This is a genomic window from Amycolatopsis roodepoortensis (assembly GCF_024628825.1).
Lineage (GTDB): Bacteria > Actinomycetota > Actinomycetes > Mycobacteriales > Pseudonocardiaceae > Amycolatopsis > Amycolatopsis roodepoortensis.
Genome location: NZ_CP102415.1, coordinates 5838671 through 5853972 on the forward strand (window position 1 = coordinate 5838671; position 15302 = coordinate 5853972).

The window sequence follows — 15302 nt, forward strand, 5'->3', positions numbered from 1 at the left end:
GCGATCCGCGCTATGACATAACCAGGGACGCTCCGTGTGCGTCGGGATGTCAAGCCAGGCATAGATTTTGACTCGACCCGGGGCGTAATTTCTCCGATAACGACCACTATCCACACGAGACACAACCGTGATGTAGGTTCCCGCTCTTGTTTGCGCTGCGGCGTGCGCTGAGCTGGGCTGTTCATGGTGTTTCTCGCCGGTGTTGCGCCGCTGGATTCCTCTTGGTGTTGCGGTTTCTTCGGGGTTGGGCGAGTTCGTGGATGGTGGCGCGGAAGCCGTCGGGGGTGAGCTGGAAGTAGGTGCGCCGTCGGCCGGGACCGCGTCCGGGTGGTGCGCCGGCGAGCCATTCGGCTTCGTCTTCTGGGTGGCTGGTGAGCCAGCCGGCGTTCTCGAGCTGGTTGAGTAGGGGGTAGATGGTGCCGTGGTGAAGTCCGAGGCGCTGGTGCAGTTCGTGGCCGTAGAACTCGGCGGGATGGCGTGCGCGCAGGTCGGCCAGGACGGCCAGGGTGGCGCGGGTCATGCGGAGCCGGGTGACGGGGATGTCGGGGTAGGGACGCAGTCGTGGGCGCTTGGCGGGGGCGGCATTGTGCTGGCGAGCGTGGTCGATGGTGCTGGTGTCGGGCAGGGTCAGGAGGTCCGGGTGCAGCGCGGTGGCCATGAGCTGCTGAACGTGCGGATCTTTCAGCTGGTGCAGTAGTTGCTGTCCGAGTTCGGTGGGCTGGTGGGGTTTGTGGACAGCCGCGCGGTGGAAGAGTGTGCTGCCGAGGGACTTTTCGAGCTTGTCGAGCTGGTGGACCAGCGAGTTGGGCAGGGTGTTCAGGTAGCCGGCGGCGGTGTCGATGGTGGGGAAGGCCATGGTGACCTGGAATCGGTGCAGCCGTTGCCAGCCGTGCAGGGTGCCCTCGACCGCGGAGCGGATGAGTGTCGGGACGCGATCGTCAAGGGTGGTGATCATTTCGGTGCGGCTGCCGACGCCTCGTGGACGGGTCGGGATGCCGAACTCGGTGAGGGCCTTGTGGATGGTCATCTGGGCGACGCCGACCTCGCCCGCGAGATCGCTCAGCGGTCGTTTCCGGTCGTGGTATTCGACGCGCAGCCAGTCTGGGTCGATCGGGATCGGTGGGCCGCCTCGCCGGAGGGTGATTCCTGCTTCCCTTGCGTAACGGGCGAGGATGCCCCTCCTGAAGCCGGTTTCGGCGGCGAGGTCACCCAGGCTGCGGCGGCCGTGGACGTACTCTCGTTCAAAGAACTCGCGGGTGAGCAGTCGCATCGCTTGCTGTTCGCGCCGCCAGTAGCCGACCGCGGCGGGTTCGTCGTCTCGGTTCCGGTCCAGCCGCTCGAGGGCGAGCCGGATGTGTTCGATGTGGACGCCGAGCAGGTCGGCGACCTCACTGGCCGGTCGCTGTTCGTCGATCAGCAGCCGGCTGATCTTGTCGATGTCGAGCGCGCCGACGTCGATCCCCGGCAGTTCGAGTCCGTCGGCGAGCTCGGCCGGCGGCGACCAGGTCGCTGGTTCGTCGATCCCGAGATCGGGCAGGACCGATTCTGCGTGCCGGTGCAGGGCGTGGCGCAGCTGCGGGGTCAGCGTGGTGGTGAACCGGATGTATTGGCTGCGGTCGGCGGCTGCGTGGAAGTGGAGCGGGTGGGCGGGGTTGTCGAGGTCGGATCCGGTGAGCAGGTGGTGCAGATGCCGCTGGACGTGCAGCAGCCGAGCGCGTCGACCGAAGCGGAGTTCGCCGGGATGAGCCTTCGCTGAGCAGGCCAGCTCCTGCCAGGCCGGCCAGTCGATCAGGTCGATCGGAACCACCTCGCGGCGGCGTTGGTAGTCGATCGGTGCCCCGGTCTGGTCGAGATGGTCAGCGATGCGGCAGAGCAGGGTCAACGCGCCCTCGAGAGCGGGGCCCGTGTCGCGTTGCGCGAGTCCTTGCAGGGCAGCGCTCATGTGGGCGCGCGTGACGCGAGGGTTGAGCGCGGCGGCGAGGGTGCTCATGGTGCGGGCGCGGGCGCCGGGAAGCAGCAGCAGCGCGGCGAGGGCGGCGCGGAAGAGCCCGGCGGAGTATCCGGCCGGCGGCAGCAGCCGGCTCGACCAGTCCGGCCAGAGCTGCTGCGGGATCATCCGGGCCCGCGCGGCGGTGTCGGTGACCGGGCGGGCCGCCTGCGGGGTCAGCGACCTGGTCCGGAGCCGGTCCGAGGCGATCAGCTCGGCATCGACCGCGCGCAGGTATCGGTGGGCGAACCGGGGCGATGTCGTCGGCCACTGCTGGTCCGGTCCCCTCGGGGGCGGGATCCGCTGGGTCAGTGGCTGGCCGGTGACTGTTGTGGCGAGCTCGGCGATCGCGGCCTGTTCATTCTCGCCCAGGATGCGCTGCGCGCGGGTGAGCAGTATGGCCGCGAGCGCCGCATCGAGCTTCGCTGCGGAACCGTTGCTGGACAACGGATTAGCGCGACGCCGCGGCTCAAGGATGCCGGCTTCGCCCGCGAGGTGCTTGTGGTTCAGGCGAAGCAGCCAGTTGGTGACGTAGCGCAGGTCGCGCAGGGTGTCTTCGGCCAGTGCCTGCTCGGCTCCGGTGCGATCGTTGCCGGGTGTGCAGGCGGTGGCGGTGACGTGGTCGATCCAGCGTTGCGCGGCCAGGACCGCGGCGGGCGCCGGCGTGGTGTGCGCGGCGGTGAAATCGCCGCCGCAGCGGCGCACTCGGCCGGGCCTGCTCGGGCAGGCTGTCGCCGGTGTCGCGGTGATGCCGCCGACGAGGGTGCGCCGTGGGACGCTCCCGCAGTCCGGGCAGACATCGGCCAGCAGACGTTCGTGCCGCAAGCAGGCGGTCGACCAGTTCAGCCGCCACGACGACATCCAGCGGCCGCCGGATTCAGCCAGACAGGCCGGACAGAACCGGGATCCGTGGGTGGCCAGGCGATCCACCAGCCCGGCCGGTCCGGCCACCGAGCCCAGTGTGGCATCCAGCCGCCCCGGGGGCAGGCCGGTCGTCTGTTCGAGCCGTCGCAGCATCCGAGGATCGGGCTCGTCGATCAGGCGCCGGATCCAGCGTTGCCCGCGGCCCAGACCGAGCGCGGCCAGCAGCTGGCCCGGGGAACTGTTGTGCCGCTGGGCCAGCGCATGCAGCCAAGAGTCCAGGCTCTCCCCCGCCAGGACCGGGACCCGCAGCGGCAGCGTGGTGATCACGACGGTCATGACCGCTCCCGCCCACCCGCCGTGCGGACCGGAGTGCCGACCGGCGTCCGGCGGGCCTTTTCGGCGGCTTCGTCGATGCGGACGGTGTCCAGCAGCCCCTGGGAGATCGATTCGTCGCCGATGCGGATGGCCTTGAAGCAGCCGCGGATGATCAACGTCATCAGCGACCCGATGTGCCCGCCGGTGCGGGCGAACAGATAGCCCGCCAGCCCGCTCAGCTGCCCGGGCCGGTGGGCGGCGAGCACCAGTTGCCGGTCAATGGCTTTCACCAGGGCCAGCCAGTGCCGGTCGTGGTCGAACAGGCCGACCTCGAACCGAGTCCAGCGCCGCGCGGTCTGCGCGAGCGCCGCCGACGGGCCGGACAGTCCTTCGTCGAAGAACCGGCGTTCCGACAACCCGACCCCGGCGTAGATGAACGTCACCGGGAGCTCGTTCGCGAGCCATTTCAGGTGATTGCTGACCGCGAGCCCGTCCCGGCTGTGCTGGTTGATGAAGTGGACGTCGTCGATGATCCCGACCCGGGTCTGACACGACAGCACGCAATCCAGCGCGCTCGCGGCCAGCTGGGCGGCGCTGCCGCGGTCGGCGCCGGGATGCCCGTAGAACTGGCAGATCATCTTGTTCAGCGTGCGCAGCGTGGTGTTGGACGTCAGCCCGACCCGGAACACCGGAATGTGCTCGTGCCCCTGATCGGTCAGCTCCCCGTGTCGGCGCAGCGCGACGCGGTGGTAGTCCCGGGCGAACAGGTTGATGATCGTGGTCTTGCCCAACCCGGGATGACCGTCGATCACCGCCGCCCCGCGGACCCGGTCCGGGTCCTGGCGGTTCGAGGCGACAATCAGCTCCAGTTCCTCCCGGACAGCGCGTAATTGCGGGGTGGCGATGATGCCGAAGTTGGCGTGCCAGTCGTGGCGGGCCTCGTCGTAGTCCGCGCGGGCGTCCCCGCTCAGCGCAGCAAGCCCGGCGGAGGTGAGGACGTCGGGGCGGGTGCGCGGTGTGGTGTCGACGAACCGCCGCCACCCCTCCTTGCGGGACAGGCTGTAGGTGCCGGTCATTCCAGCACCTCCAACGCCTCGACCTCGGCGGCGTCGTCGTCGAAGAGTTCACCCTCGTCGTCATCGTCACCGGTCACCGCAAGACCCGGCGGACCGCCGGGACCAGCGTCCTCGCCGGCGGCCGGGAGCGCGGGCGCGGCTTCACCTTCCGCGAGCGCCTGCAGATCGCTGCGCTCGGCGGACAACCGCGCCGCCATCCGCCGCTCGCGGCGATCGACGACCTCACCGGCGCTCCAGCGCGCCAGCACCTCGGCCAGCGCCTGCTGCGGCTCCACGTGCCCTCCGCCGGCGACGGTGAGGCGCCGCGCGTAGGCCGCGGCTTCGGCTGAGAACGGCGTCCCCAAGGCCGGTGCGTGCTCCCAGGCCAGTTCGTGCCAGCGGCCGTCGTCGGGGTCCTGGAAGTAGACGGCGCGGACATCGTCGTCGTTGACCCGCACCGGCCAGCGCCCGGCGGCCAGCCCGCTGTAGGGGCTGCGGGCGTTGCGGTAGCCGTCCAGCGCCGGGCCGTTGTAGCGGCGGCCGTCGATCTCCACCCCGTAGTGCTGGATCGTGCGCCAGGCCACCCGCAGGAACTCGAACACCAGCTCCGGTGCCGCCGGGATCCGCAGCAACCCGGCCTTGGCGATGCCGACGGCGAACATGTCGTTGGGCGACAACACCATTCCCGGCCATTGCGCGAGGGCGAGCCCGTCGTGGGCGCTGCGGTGATAGACCGAGCAAACCCAGTCCCGGATCACGTCCTCCAGCTCGTTCAGGAACAGGAACGCCTGGTCCTCCAAGCCGGCGCCGCGGCTGTGGATGTCGGGGCCCTTGTAGGCGGGAAGGTGCTGGATCAGGCCTTCCCGCAGGGACCGGAAGAACCGCTCGACCGTGGGTTTGTCCGTCGGTTTGTAGGGCTGCGCCGGCTGGATCGAGATGCCCAGCCGCGCGCAAACCCCGATCACGTGCGCCGACAGGAACGCCCGGCCCCGGTCGATCACCAGCGTTTCCGGCGGGCACCAGACCGCCGCACCGCCATCGACGTCGGCACCGGTCTCGGAGAACACCAGGTTTGCCGGCAGCCCGTGCACCGGGCCCAGCGGCGGGCGTCCGGAGCCGCGGCCGGTGACCGCTTCGAACAGCACGCCTGCGACATCGACGGCCTTGGTCGAGACCGGGGTGACCTTCAGCCCGACGATCGCGCGGTCGAACAGATCCTGGGCGACCGTCAGCTGGGCGCGCAGCCACCGGCAGGTCACCGGCTCCATCGCGAACACATCCAGATCCTGGGTGTCCAGGATCAGATACTCGCCCGGCCTGCTCGCCCGCAGCCGGCCGTAAACCCCTTGCGGGCGCTGCGCAATCGACCGTCGCGCCTTCGCCGACCCGCTCACCGCGTTGCTGCCCTTGGCCAACTCCGCAAGACGCCGGTAGGCAGTCGCCTTCGACGGCACCATCACCACACCCGCGCCGTGCTCACGTTCCAACCGCCCCACGACGCGCGCGAGCAGCGCCGAGCGGGTCGGTGTCGACGCCGCCACCCCCGCCGCCATCTCGGCCCGCACCGCCGCATCCCAGCGCAGATCCACCCGCATTCCGCCGCCGGATCGGTGCCGGTGGTCGACCAGGCCCGCCTCCCCGGACTCCCGGTAGGCCGCCGCCCAGTACTCCAGCGTGCGCACCGACACCGACAGCTCCGCGGCCTTCGCCGCATACCGAACATTCAACGAAACGCCGGCGGCGTAGGCCGGGCGCGGCTCGCCCGGCCGCGCCGCCTGCGCATACCCCGCGGCGTATCCGGTCAGCACCTCCCGGACATGCGCCGCCCGCGTCGCCGCCTGCCGTCGCTCAGCCTCCGACAGCCCCGCCAGCACCAGCCCTGGATCCGGCTCATCGCTCCCACCTGAGTCCAGGCCCCGCGCGCGAGCAACGAATTCGGCCAAAGTGAAGCTGCTGCAGCGATCGTCGGCGTAGCGCACCGCCACCCGCCGCCCGTCGAACTCCACGATCCGAGCCGCATCACCATCGATCAACACCGAAACCCCGGTCGCGATCGTCACCGTGCGCGCGTTCACGCGACCACCCCCGACTGCACCAGGGTGTCGCCATCCAGCGGGCGTGACAGATCAGCCCTCAGCTGCGACCGCCACAACAGATGCAAAATCACCGGACGCAGGACGCTCGACGACCCCGAACCGGACAGCCGCCGCTCCAGATCGCCGACCGAAACCGGCGCCGCGACGGCCTCCAGCACGACCGGCGCCAAGTCCGCAGCGATTGTCTCCGGCCTCCGGTAGCCAGCCAGGAACCGCACGTTCGCCAACACCACCGCGTCGGTGCCCGACCACACCTCGAAACCCAGACCGCGTCGCTCACACGCCCGTCGTGTCCATGCGAACTGTGCCACGACATCCGGGTCATCCAGCCGTGCAGCCGACTTCACGTCGACAACCACCACGCGGCCGTCGCCGCGTGCCAGCAACAGATCCGGGACATGCCGCCGTACCCGTTTGCCATCAAAGCCTTCCAGCACAAACGGCTGCGCTGCGATCCCCACGACATCCGGGTCATGATCGGCCAGAAGAATCCTGGCCAGCTCCAACCGGCTCTCATAAACCACATGACCACCGGTCGTGGCAGACCAGTACCAGCCCGAGTAATGCCGACGTCCACGCCAAGCACGGAACTCACGCACCGGCAGCCCGCGCAAAACATCCGTGACCGGCAACCGGCTCAACACCGTATCCACGAACCGTCCATCGTGACGTCGATACCGCACTGTCAAAGGATCACCAGTAGGTGCATCGAGCAAGATCGTTCCCGCGCAAGGGTTTCCGCTCATAGCGGCCACCCTCCGCCGCCGCGGGGCCACCAGAACGCCGACACGCCGACGTTGTCTCATCAGATCTTGCGGAAACGCAAGACCGCCGCAAACTCCGTGAGAAACCGCAAGATTCATTGAGAACCTACACGTGATTAGCGCGCGGGTCGTGTGGCGCCCGCATAGTCGTCGCCGGGGTAGCGGTAATTGTCGATCTGCACTGGCTGGCCGAAGGTCGGGGCGTTCAGCATCTTCCCGTTCCCGATGTAGAGCCCGACGTGCCTGATTTTCGAGGTTGGGCCGTAGAACACGAGGTCGCCTGGCAGCAGTTGCCCGCCGGGCACTCGCGGTCCGGCGTGGTACTGGGTGTGCGCGGTGCGGGGTAAGGGGATTCCAGCCGCGTCGTATGCGGCTTTGGTCAGGCCTGAGCAGTCGAATCCCGCGTCGCCGTTCAAAGGCCCGTTGCCGCCCCACACGTACGGCAGCCCGCGTTGCCCGCACGCGTAGTTGATCGCGGTCATCGCGGCGGCGGTGGGTGCCTGAATATTGTCGCAGTCACCAGTCCCGGTCATCGCGGGCGCGGGCTGACAGCGCACCCCGGACACAGCCACGACGATCGCGCGTGCCTTGTCCTCGTGCTGGGCGTATGCGTTGGGGAAGCCGGAGCCCTGCACGGTTTGGGCGGCGTCGTTGACGCTCATGGTCTGCCAGTTCGGTGTGGCGGTGAGGCGTTCGAAGAACTTCGTCGCCGCGTAGGTCGGTGTGGTGATCTGCTGGACGGTGCCCCAGCCCATTGAGGGGCGTTGCTGGAAAAGTCCGAGGGAGTCGCGGTCGCCGTAGTGCAGGTTGCGGAGCTTCGATTCCTGCATGGCGGCGGCGATCGCGACCACCCAGCCCGGCTCGGGCACGCCCATCTGCTTGCCGACCGCGACGATGACGCCAGCGTTGTCTATCTGCTCGGCGGTCAGGCCCGGCACGGCGCCGGTCGGTGTCCCGTCGGGCGTGCAGGTCAGCGAACTCGCGCCGTTGCCGCCGGACAACGTGCTGACGATGCCGACGACGCCGGCGCCGATGAGCAACGGAATGGCGAGGACTACGGCGGCGACGGCGGCCCCGAGTTTGCTTCCCATGGCTGGATCGCGCTCCTTTCACGGCGACGGGGTGGAAACGGGACTCGTTGTGAGCGAGTGGCGATGCCGGGTCAGTGCTTGCCGCGAGCGCCCCGGTTCGGAGTGGCCCGCGGCGGGATCGGATTCGGTGGCGGCAGCCGGTACGGCGAGGCCACCGCGGCGTCACCGGCCTCGCCCTCGCCGTCCTCACCGCCTTGGCCGGCTGGTGGTGCCAGGCCGGGCCAGGCGTCGGCGAGGTCGGCGAGGTTGTAGCGCGGGCCGGCGCGGCCGTGGCGCGCGGAGGTCAGCGGCAGCCACACCGCTTCAGCTGGGCTCGGATGCGGCGAGGTCGGGTCGAGCAGGTCGGCCGCGGCGGTGGCTACCGGCACCGCGCGAGGGTTGTCGAGCCCGGCGTGCACGCCGGCCAGGGCGGTCCGGGCTCCGGCTTCGCGGCGGGTGGTGGGCAGCCACACGAGCACCGGGGTGGCGATGCCGGTGGACTCGGCCAGCCGTGCGTAGGCCGCCAGCTTGCGGCCGACCTTGGTGAGAGATTCGGTACCGGTGTCGTATTCGAGGAACCACTCCACCTCACGGACAACGGCCCCGGAACCTGTGCGCCAGCGGCCGTAGCCGTCGGGGATGACGAGGTCGCCGAAGTGGCGGGCGCAGCGGGCTTCCGACCACCACACCGCCAGCGCCTCACCTGCACTGGTGTGGCGGGTGCGGGCGATCAGGGAGGTGAAGAAGTCGTTGACGCCGATGGTGTGGGCGAGGCGCTGGTTGTGGGCGATGGCCATGGCGCGGTCGTGCCGGTAGCCGAGTTCCTTGACCTCGAGGCCGTGTTCGGCCGCGAGCACGGCGGCCCCGGCGGGGCCGAGGACGTAGTGCATCGGAGCGGACCCGAGCTGCTGGAACGGCTGGAACCGCGACACCGCGCGCCAGAGGTAGAGATCCCGTATCCGCTGGCGGGCCGAGCGGCCCGACGGGAAGGCGGCGTCCTGGATCTGGAAACTGGTCAGGACCCGGTGTTCGTGCAACAAGGCCAGGAGCCACTTGTCGCGGGCGGTGAGGCGGGAGGCGAGCATGGCTTGGTGCTCAACGGAACTGGCGGCGCGGGCGGTGTGACGGCCAGGGAGATGGCCCCGCAAAGTGTGCTGGCGGGTGGTGGTCGTGATCAACGGACGCTCCCTTGGTTGTCAACAGGCTGTGGACAAGTTCTGTGGGCAAGCCGAACTCCCGTCCCGGGCCAAGGCCGGCAGTCGCGCAGCTATGTCCTTGTGGTGCGCCGAAAAACCCCGTGTCGCGCGATGGTTTGGGGGCGGGCACGGCGTGGGTCGGTCCTCGGTGGCCGGGTCGGCGGGACCCGGCGCCCGGTCCGCGTCGCTGTGGCAGGTGCGCGGCTTCCGGTACTCGGTGCCGTGCCGCTCGTGTTGGTCGCGGTGTTGTGTGCGCGGCGCTGGGCGCGGAGCGCGGCCCGGATTTCGCGTGCCCTCCCGGGGATGGGTTCGGGTAGCGGTGCGGTGGTCATGGTGAAGGGTTCGGTTTCCTCGCCGTGCACGACCAGTCGTGCGGCGGCGTGGTAGACGCCGAGGTGGGACAGGTCGTGTTCCGACAGCCGGGGTGTGGTGTGGCGGGCGAGTTCGCGGGCGTCTTCGGGGGATGAGGAGTAGATGATTTTGTTGCGGGCGTTGGTGGAGAGGCCTTCTTTCAGCTCCCTCGATAGTTGGCCCAGGTGCTGGTGGGCCAGGATGAACCCGTTCCGGAACGCTCGGGCCTCGGCGAGCATGTCTTCCATGGGGTAGGGGAGATGCAGGAAGTTGTGGCACTCGTCGATCACGGTGTGCGCGTCGGGGCGCAGGCGTTGCGGGACGCGGGCGCGGGCGGTGGTGGCCTGCCAGGTGCGGGCGACGACCAGCGACCCGACCAGCCGTGTGGTTTCTTCCCCGAGCGATCCTTTCGGGATGCGCACGAGGCAGATGCCGCCCTCGTCGAGAACCTGCGACATGTCCACTGTGGATCGTCCTCCGGCGATGGCTTCTTTCACGAAGGGCCGCAGCAAGAACGCGCGTAGTTTGTTCATCAGCGGTGAGATCACCTGAGAGCGACTGGAGTCGGTGAGCTCGTCGTACCACTCCCAGAACCCGCGCAGCACCGGATCTGTGAGCCCGTCGGTGATGCGGGACCGGAACGCCTCGCTGGTCAAGAGTTTCGGCAGGTCGGCCAGGGTCGGCACGGCCTCTTGCGCGCGCAGGGTGAGGCAGGCGGCCCGCATGAGGTCGTCGGTGCGCGGCCCCCAGAACGCCGAGTACACGCGGCGGAAGACGGAGACGAGGTTGTCGACCTCGCGGTCGGTTTCCCCGCCTTCCAACGGGTTCAAGACGGGTGGTCGGTGCAGGGAGTCGGCGTCGAACAGCACCACCCGTTCGGCCGCGCTGCGGGGGAGCCGGTTGAGGATGTCGGTGACCAGGTCGCCTTTCGGGTCGATCAGGACGACACCGCGCTGGTTGTCGACGTCGTCGAGGATGATCTGGCCGAGCAGGGTGGACTTCCCGGAACCGGTCGGTCCTATCAGGTGCAGGTGGTAGCGGGCGTCGGCGAGCCGCAGGCCGACCGGCCGGGCATGCCCGGTGTCGGAGTGCCCCAGCGGCATCACGCCCGGACCCGGGGCGGGGATGCCGGGCGGTGGGGCGACGGCTTTGGCTCCGGCGCGTTCGACGCCGGGGATCTCGGCGTCGGTGGGCAGATGCGCGAGCGCCGCGAGCTCCGGGACGGAGAGCAGGTCTCCACGGCCGAGGCGCCGGTCGGCGAGCGCGCGAGCGGGCCGGTGGAGGCGGGTGCGGGTGTAGTGGTTGTGGTCGGTGTAGGCGGCGAACGCGGCGGCCAGCGCGTGCGCCCGCCCGCGTGCGGTGTCACGGGCTTGCCGTGCCAGGTCGTCGGTAGCGTCGGCGGGGAGGTCGGTGGCCACGGCGTACCGGACCACCGTCTCGTACTGCGAACCGCGCTGCTTGCCCACGATCGCCTTGTTCTGCGTCGAATATTCCAGCGACAGCTGCGGATCCTGGCTAATGCGTCGCGAGTCCGAGGTCCGGCGAGCGCGGGTCGCGTTCGCGCCTGGGGTGATCGCGTCGAGGATCCGGCCCCCGAGCCGTCCCGAGGAGCCGTGGTGGACCCGGCGGGCGGCGCGGCGGGCTTGGGCGACGCGGCGGCCGGTGACCGGGCGGGCCAGGATCTGTACGCAAGCGCGCTCGTCGCGGCCGAGTCCGACCGGTGCGCCGAGCAGGCCGCGGATCGGGTCGGCGTCGAACGCTGTGCGGATCGGGAGGGCCTCAGTGCGGGCGAGGCGTAGCTGTCCGCCGACGGTGATCCGCCGGCGCCCGGACTCCAGCGCGGGGAACGGTGAGGTGGCTGGGTTGGTGCGGGTGTGGGAGCCGGGCCAGGCAGCCTCGACCGCCCGTTCCACCAGTGACGGGGGGATGACGCCGGGGACCCAGAACTGCACGGTGACGCCGTGCTCGCCGAACACGTATTCCATCGCCAGATGTGGTTGCCCGGCCCAGAGCCGCCGCCAGGCGGGGCGGAGGAGTCCGACGAGGTTGGACCAGACCACGGCCCCGCCGGCGGGATCGACGGTGGGCGGGGCGAGCACGGTGATCCGGCGAGCGTCGGCCAGCAGCGCGGTATGGCGGTGAACGCGCCACCAGCGCCGCGCCACGACCACGCCCGTCATCGCGAGGATCAGGGCCGGGACGGCGACCGGTCCCCAGGTCAGCGCCCAGTCGCCTACGGTTGCGAGCAGGCGACCGGTGACACCGCCGGGGTCGCGCAGGTAGTCGCTCACCCCGTTCTGCGTCACCGGGGAGCCTGTGGTGTGTACGGCCATGTCGGAACTCCCTTCCGGGAAAACTCCTGTGAGACAAAGAAAGTCGGAAAGCGGCACGAGGTCGGATCACGTGGTGTCGAGGTCGACCTGTCGTGTGTCGTCGATCCCGTCGTCGAGGTCGGCACTGCCGGCGGGGCCGAGGTCGATGTAGGCGTCGGCGAGGCCACTGTCGGTGGCGTCGGGGTCCTCGTCGGCGAACTGGGCGAGTTCGGCGGGGTCGGTGGTGACCAGGAAGTTCTCGGTTGGGGAGGCCAGTGACTGGAAGGCCACCCTTTGCGTGCCCGAGGACAGCAGGCCCTGGCCGCGGTCGGCCGAGAGCAGGAATCGCCGCTCTCCGGCGGAGAGGTCGAAGGCTTCGGCGATCTCGGCGATGGCCTGCGGCGCCGCGCGAAGGAGCACCTGGGTGGCGGCGTTGGACACGATGGCTTTGCCCAGATCGCTGCCGAGCAGGTCGGCGGCGTCCTGGGTGGCCACGGTGAGTCCGCACCAGTGTTTGCGGGCGGCTTTGGCCAGGCGCAGCAAGAACAGCGCGGCCTCGTGCTGGCGCATGAGAATTCCGGCTTCGTCGACCACGACCAGCCGGGGCCGGCGGTCGGCCGGGTTCGAGACGTGCCGCCAGACGGTGTCGAGCACGAGCAGGGTGCCGATCGTGCGCAGTTCGTCGGGCAGGTCGCGCAAGGAGAACACCACGAGGTGCCCGTCCGGGATGGTCGTGGTGGGCCCGTCGAAGAGGTCGGCGAACGAGCCGTCGACGAACGGGTGTAGCCGGGCGGCGAGGTCGGCGGCCATCGCGTCACCACCGTCGCCTGTGGTGGCGAGCACGTCGCGCAGGTCGCGCAGCAGCGGCGCCGGGCGCGTCCAGGTGCGGGCGTCGCCGGTGATGCCTGCGCGGTGGTAGGTGGCGGTGATCGCGGTGTCGAGCACGGCTCGCTCGGCGGCGGTGACCTCCGTGCCGAACAGCACTGCCAGGACGGTGTGCAGGAACAAGCTGCGCCGCTTGAGGGAGTCCTGTGGCGCGGTCCGGCGTCCGTTCGCGCCGAGGTGCACGGGCAGGTCGAACGGGTTCAGCCGGACTCCGCCCGCGCCGAGGTGGACGTACGTTCCGCCGACCTGGGAGGCCAGCCGCGCGTACTCGTCTTCCGGGTCGATGATGAATGCCTGGACTCCGTGCGCGGTCGATCCGTTCTCGGTGTCGCCGAGTCGGCGGTAGAGGCTGCGCAGGGTCTCGAGCTTGACGAAGTACGACTTTCCCGCGCCCGAGCGGCCGAGGACGACGGAGTTGTAGTTGTCGCAGGCGAACCGATCCCAATGGACCAGCCCGGACGAGCCGACGTTGTAGCCGTAAAGGACACCGGAGGGGGCGGAGGTGGTCGGATCGGTCGGCGGGAGGTCCGGCGACGTGAACGGATACGCGGCGCTGACCGCGGCGGTGTCGAACGTCCTCTTCAGGCCGAGCGGGTCGAGCCCGAGCGGCAGGGTGCTCACCCAGCCCTGCAAAGCCCGGTAGGTCGCGGGTTTCGCGTCCAGCAGCAACGACGCGCACAGCGAACGCAGCGCGGATACTTCCTCGCCGAGCGAAGTTTCGTCCGGCGCGTGCACGGTGAGATACAGCCCGAAGCGGAACAGGCGTCCGTCGCCGCGGGCGATGCTGCGCGAGAGGTCGGCGGCGTCCTCGGCGGCGGCGTCGAGATCTGGGTCGTCGAGCCGGTCATGCTTTGCGTTGTGGCGGCGGGACGATTCGAGTTTGGCGCGTTGCTTGCGCAGTCCGCTGGCCGCGGTCGCAGGGTCGACGGGCTGGACGTGGACCGAGACGTCCAAGCGGGCGGGGTAGGTCAGCAGCGGGGCGAGCCAGCCGGGGTAGACCTCTTGGGGATAGCCGGTGACGCCGAAGCTGGCGACGAATTCGTTGCCGACCTCGAGGTGCCGTGCGGACACCGACAGCGCGTCCGGGGTGAACGCCCCCGCCGACCCGGGCCGGGCCACGGTGCCGTGGTTTCTGGTGCGTGCCATCAGGGGTTACCTGCTTTCGATCTCGTCGTCGTAGTCCCAGTCCTCGTCCTCGGACAGCCACGGGCCCGGCGCCTGCGAGCGACCGGAGCGCGGCGCGACAGTGGATGGACGCGGCGGAGCCGGATGAGACGCCGCCGCGAGATCGGCATCGCCGGCGGGGTCGTCGGGGCCGTAGAGGTCGGTGAAGGTGGTGGTGGAGGTGACGACCTCGTCGGCCCCCGCCAGTGCGGCCGAGGGCGGCAGGAAGGTGTCGGGGTTGCAGGCCGCCGCGAGAACGCCGGTCGCGGCGGCGGCGTCGAGCGGGGTGGCCACGATCCCGGCCGGGATCAGCAGCTCTACGGCCTCGTCCAGGCGGCGCACCAGGCGTTGCTCGGCTGCCTGCCGTATTCCGTTCTCCACCGATCCGTTGTCGCGGCGGTGGTGTCGCCATGGCAGCACGCTCGACGCGGCGGCGGGGGCTGGGCCGGTGCGCAGCGGTTCGCGCAACACCAGCAGCACTTGGCGGCGGAGTAGATCCGCCTGGGCGGTGAGCTCGGCGAGGTAGTCCGCGTGGTCCCGCGCGGCCGCTTCCAAAGCGGGGTGCGGGAGCCCGCCGGCGTGGGTCCGGAGTTCGGCGATCTGCGGGGCGAGGTCGAGCCGTTCGGCGCGGATGAGGATCTGCACGGGCGCGGTCAGCGAGTGCAGGTAGCGTGCGAAACTGGCGACGAGCGCCTCTTGTTCCCCGGGTGTGCGCAGCGAGAAGTTGACGGTGCTGCACACGGCGATGACGGCGAGCCCGTCCGTGCCGAGGTCGACGACTCCGGCGTGTGCGCCGGTGTCGGCGACACCGTGGGCGGGCAGCTCCAACGGTGCCGGGGACACCGGCTCGGTCCCGGCTGGTGACCGACGCCGTCCGTCACGGCTACGGGCGCGGGTGTCGGAGTGGTGGGCGGTGAGCCAGGCCGGGGCCGCACGGACGCCTTCGGGCGCGGCGACCCGGTGCCGCGGAGACAGGTGCTGGCGGATCGCGGCGAGCGCGAGCCGATCCAGGGGCAGCCCGTCACGCTGCCCGAGAGCCAGCACGGTGGCCGTGATCCCGACCGGGATGGCGACGATGAGGAACACCGGCAGCGGCACGAACCCACGGGTCAGCGAGTACAGGCCGTAGAGCAGGAGGCCGGTGATGCCGAGGATCGCGAGTTGCCGGGCGGTCAGCGGACCGAGCACCCGGTCCGGGCGGTCGACGTCGGCGGGCACACGCACAGGAGAAGTCATGGCGAGT

At 70.2% G+C, this 15302-nt stretch carries 9 protein-coding genes; all 9 read right to left on the reverse strand.

Going from position 1 to position 15302, the window contains the following annotated elements; all coding sequences use genetic code 11:
- Positions 1 to 181: 181 nt before the first annotated feature.
- Complete coding sequence (locus NQK81_RS27880) at positions 182 to 3187, reverse strand: TniQ family protein (protein WP_257483861.1); 3006 nt, start codon at positions 3185 to 3187, stop codon at positions 182 to 184.
- Positions 3184 to 4242: a TniB family NTP-binding protein gene (locus NQK81_RS27885; protein WP_257483862.1), complete on the reverse strand. Its 1059-nt coding sequence runs from the start codon at positions 4240 to 4242 to the stop codon at positions 3184 to 3186. Before NQK81_RS27885 ends, NQK81_RS27880 begins: the two co-directional genes overlap by 4 nt.
- Positions 4239 to 6296 carry a TnsB C-terminal domain-containing protein gene (locus tag NQK81_RS27890; RefSeq protein WP_257483863.1) on the reverse strand — a complete coding sequence of 686 codons (2058 nt, stop codon included), beginning with the start codon at positions 6294 to 6296 and terminating at the stop codon, positions 4239 to 4241. The genes NQK81_RS27885 and NQK81_RS27890 overlap by 4 nt, the downstream gene beginning before the upstream one ends.
- Entirely contained in the window at positions 6293 to 6970 is a 678-nt protein-coding gene (locus NQK81_RS27895) for a TnsA-like heteromeric transposase endonuclease subunit (protein ID WP_257483864.1), read from the reverse strand. The genes NQK81_RS27890 and NQK81_RS27895 overlap by 4 nt, the downstream gene beginning before the upstream one ends.
- A 227-nt stretch (positions 6971 to 7197) precedes the next feature.
- Positions 7198 to 8172, reverse strand: a complete 975-nt coding sequence (locus NQK81_RS27900; protein ID WP_257483865.1) for a C40 family peptidase — start codon at positions 8170 to 8172, stop codon at positions 7198 to 7200.
- Positions 8173 to 8243: 71 nt separating this feature from the next.
- Entirely contained in the window at positions 8244 to 9329 is a 1086-nt protein-coding gene (locus tag NQK81_RS27905; protein ID WP_257483866.1) for a replication-relaxation family protein, read from the reverse strand.
- 89 nt (positions 9330 to 9418) lie between these two features.
- Positions 9419 to 12031, reverse strand: a complete 2613-nt coding sequence (locus NQK81_RS27910; RefSeq protein ID WP_257483867.1) for a type IV secretory system conjugative DNA transfer family protein — start codon at positions 12029 to 12031, stop codon at positions 9419 to 9421.
- 66 nt (positions 12032 to 12097) lie between these two features.
- Positions 12098 to 14041 (reverse strand): VirB4 family type IV secretion system protein, encoded by a 1944-nt coding sequence (locus NQK81_RS27915; protein WP_257483868.1) that lies wholly within the window; start codon positions 14039 to 14041, stop codon positions 12098 to 12100.
- A 6-nt stretch (positions 14042 to 14047) separates the two neighbouring features.
- Complete coding sequence (locus NQK81_RS27920) at positions 14048 to 15295, reverse strand: PrgI family protein (protein WP_257483869.1); 1248 nt, start codon at positions 15293 to 15295, stop codon at positions 14048 to 14050.
- Positions 15296 to 15302: the final 7 nt, after the last annotated feature.

Excerpts from the sequence above, each read along its gene's own strand:
- NQK81_RS27880 (WP_257483861.1), bottom strand. The coding sequence starts at position 3,187 with ATGACCGTCGTGATCACCACGCTGCCGCTGCGGGTCCCGGTCCTGGCG.
- NQK81_RS27885 (WP_257483862.1), bottom strand. The coding sequence starts at position 4,242 with ATGACCGGCACCTACAGCCTGTCCCGCAAGGAGGGGTGGCGGCGGTTC.
- NQK81_RS27900 (WP_257483865.1), bottom strand. The coding sequence starts at position 8,172 with ATGGGAAGCAAACTCGGGGCCGCCGTCGCCGCCGTAGTCCTCGCCATT.
- NQK81_RS27910 (WP_257483867.1), bottom strand. The coding sequence starts at position 12,031 with ATGGCCGTACACACCACAGGCTCCCCGGTGACGCAGAACGGGGTGAGC.
- NQK81_RS27915 (WP_257483868.1), bottom strand. The coding sequence starts at position 14,041 with ATGGCACGCACCAGAAACCACGGCACCGTGGCCCGGCCCGGGTCGGCG.
- NQK81_RS27920 (WP_257483869.1), bottom strand. The coding sequence starts at position 15,295 with ATGACTTCTCCTGTGCGTGTGCCCGCCGACGTCGACCGCCCGGACCGG.